Genomic DNA, 3,051 nt, shown 5'->3' with positions numbered 1-3,051 from the left:
GCGCTTTGCGCTGTATCGGTGGACAGTAGGAAAAGATCCCCCCTTGCCCCCCTTAAAAAGGGGGGAATAGGAAAGTCCCCCTTTTTAAGGGGGATTTAGGGGGATCAAGATGTCCCACATAACAGCGAAAACTGCTGTATTGATGGGTGGGTGGCGAAAATCTGGGTGAAACCTGCCCCTACGGGATGATTGAATGAAAACGTTTTGATCCCCCCCAACCCCCCCTTAAAAAAGGGGGGGCAGCAGAAGTCCCCCTTTCTAAGGGGGATTTAGGGGGATCTCACATGGATATAATGGTTGAAAAAGGAGGACGGAAAAATGGATGAACAACGGATACGGGAATATGTGAACCTGCTGACGGAACTGTTGCAGTGCGAGCAGGGAGACGAGGGGCGGATTTTGCGCGAGAATCGAGGACTGGTGGATGAGGGGTTGTTGCAGGTGGGGAGGATGATGGCGCAGCAGTTGATGGAGAATGGACAGGAACAGATGGCGCTGGGATTGGTGCGGTTGTTGGAGCAGGTGTTTGGGGGAGAGAGTCGGGAACAGCGCCACACTCCAGAAGAGTACCATCCGTTTATCGTCCAATTAATGCAAGCGGAGGGGACAGGGAACTCGCAACAGACGCAAGCACTGCTGGCAAGCCATCAGCATCTGCTGGATGGAGCGTTTGCGGGGATGTTGCAGGAGGTGGCGAACCAAGTGATTGCAGCACAGCCAGAAGCAGAAACCGCGATGGTAGGGCTGGTGGGGAATATCAGTATTGAGATTAGTAATTTTCCTTTGGGAGATCTGCAAACGAATCAGGAGATTGCTATTTCTGGGTATCAGTGGATGTTGCATCACTTGGATGATAACCCGGAACAGTATGCTGCAACGCAAAATAATCTGGGGACTGCCTACTGGGAGCTGGCCTCAATTCGGGAGAAGGGGGAGAATTTAGACAAGGCGATCGCCGCTTGCAACAATGCCCTCAAGTTCCGCACACCGGACAAATGCCCCCAAGATTACGCCCAAACGCAAAATAATCTGGGGGTTGCCTACCAAGAGCTGGCCTCAATTCGGGAGAAGGGGAAGAATTTAGAGGAGGCGATCCAAGCTTATCGTCAGGCATTAACAATTCATCTTCCCCAAACCTTACCCTTAGATTGTCTCAACACTGCAAAAAATTTAAGCTATCTCGGCTTCACAGAAGGCGACTGGAACCTCGCCATTGAAGGCTATGCTACCGCGATCGAAGCCGTCGAACAAAGTCGCGCTTGGACAACCACAGACGATCGCCGCCAAGAATTGATGGCAAACTCTAGGGGAGTCTACGCCAATATCATCCAAGCCTATGTCAACCTGGAGCAATACGACCAAGCCTTGGAATATGCCGATCGCAGCCGCTCCAAACATCTGGTAGACTTAATGCACAGTAACGACCTCTATCAAGGGGGCGAGATTCCCGAAGCCGTGCAAGCCTTACTCCAGCGCTACGAAGCCTTGCAAACCGCAATCAACCAAAAACGCCAACGCTCACAAAACCCCGACAATGACAAAAGCTTTGATCAGTTTGTCCAGGATATCCAAGCCTTAGAAGCGGAAAAACAACAGGTTTGGCAAGCACTGCGCCGTCAAGATCCCGTTTTAGCCGGTTCTAAGGAAGTCGCTCCCCTGAGCTTCACCGAGATGCAGAACCTGCTCCCGGATGCTACCACCGCTCTGCTCAGTTTCTACACGAATGATGAGGAGACATTGATCTTTATTCTCTATCAGGATAAACCCACCCAATGCCACCGTTGCCCAGAACAAGGAATTGACAGCCTGCAAAATTGGTTAATCGAAAACTGGACAAGACCTTACGCCAACTATATCTATAAGGACAACCCCCAATGGCGCGATAACATGGTTGAACTCCTCCATCAACTCACCGAGCGCCTCAACCTGAATCACTTAATCCAAACCCATCTCCAAGGTATCGAAGAACTGATTATCGTTCCGCACCTGGTGCTGCATCAAATTCCCTTCGCAGCGCTTCCCCTGTCTGCACCCACTCCCCACCCGCACCCGCAGGCACTCCCAGAGGAGAGCAGAAAACCGGGAGGAACGCCCAAAACCCCCAAACGCAAACAAACCGCGACAGGCTACCTGGGCGATCAATTCCGCATTCGCCTGATTCCCTCTTGCCGCATTTTACAGTATTGCCAAGAGCGCCCAGCCCTAACGGAGCCAGCCCTGGGCATTGTCGCCGATGCCACCGAAGATTTACCCTTTACCCCCTTCGAGTGCCAAACCATTGCCCAAGCCCACAACGTACCCGCCTCTCGCTACCTGCGGGGCAAACAAGCCACAGTTGACCAGTATAAAACCTTGCTGCAAACCGTCGGTCGCCTGCACAGCAGCCACCACGCCAGGTATGACTGGGAAAACCCCCTCAATTCCCGGCTCCGCCTCGCCGATGGCGCTCTCACCCTGGGGTTGCTGCTCACTCCCGGCTGGCGGATACCCGATGTAGAAGAGATTTTTACCTCCTGCTGTGAAGTCAATTTTACCGCCGCCAACCCCTCCGATGACCCCCTGACCCTAGCGGCGGGTTTCCTCTGTGCTGGAGCCAGGGCAGTCATCACGACCCAGTGGGCAGTAGCTGACCTAGGAAGCGCCCTGTTAGCGATTTTATACGATCAAAAGCGAAATTCTGGTGTAAGCCGCTCCACCGCCCTCCAGCAAGCGCAACAGGATTTACGCAGTTTGACGGGTAAGGAGTTGGAGAAGCAGTACAAAACCCGACTTTTAGACTATCTGCAAGAGCGCTATGGGGACAATGAAACCCGGTTGAACGAGCTGAAGCGCCGTTTATCCCAGTCCTATGCTCTGGATACTCCGTTTGCCGATCCCTATTATTGGGCTGGGTTTGTGGTACAGGGACTCAATTAACAATGAATAATTAACAATTAACAATGAATAATTAACAATTAACAATGAATAATTAACAATGAATAATTAACAATTAACAATTCCCCCACTCCCCCAGTCCTCAGGTGCCCCCGGGTGGGCCCAGAGCTCGTAATG

The 3,051-nt window shown here is 52.1% G+C and carries 1 protein-coding gene; it reads left to right on the top strand.

Translation table 11 applies throughout. The annotated features are described in order from the left end of the window. Positions 1 to 318: 318 nt before the first annotated feature. A complete protein-coding gene (locus PMG71_RS10475; RefSeq protein ID WP_283753624.1) occupies positions 319 to 2,916 on the top strand; it encodes a CHAT domain-containing protein in 2,598 nt (865 codons plus the stop codon). The last annotated feature ends 135 nt before the right edge of the window (positions 2,917 to 3,051 follow it).

Origin of the sequence: Roseofilum acuticapitatum BLCC-M154, assembly GCF_030068475.1 — a bacterium.
GTDB classification, from domain to species: Bacteria; Cyanobacteriota; Cyanobacteriia; order Cyanobacteriales; family Desertifilaceae; genus Roseofilum; species Roseofilum acuticapitatum.
Note: the sequence above shows the minus strand (reverse complement) of the source record. Positions and strands in the feature narration are given on the sequence as shown.

Bases quoted from the DNA above. Each gene is read 5' to 3' on its own strand.
- PMG71_RS10475 (WP_283753624.1), top strand. From the start codon at position 319: ATGGATGAACAACGGATACGGGAATATGTGAACCTGCTGACGGAACTG.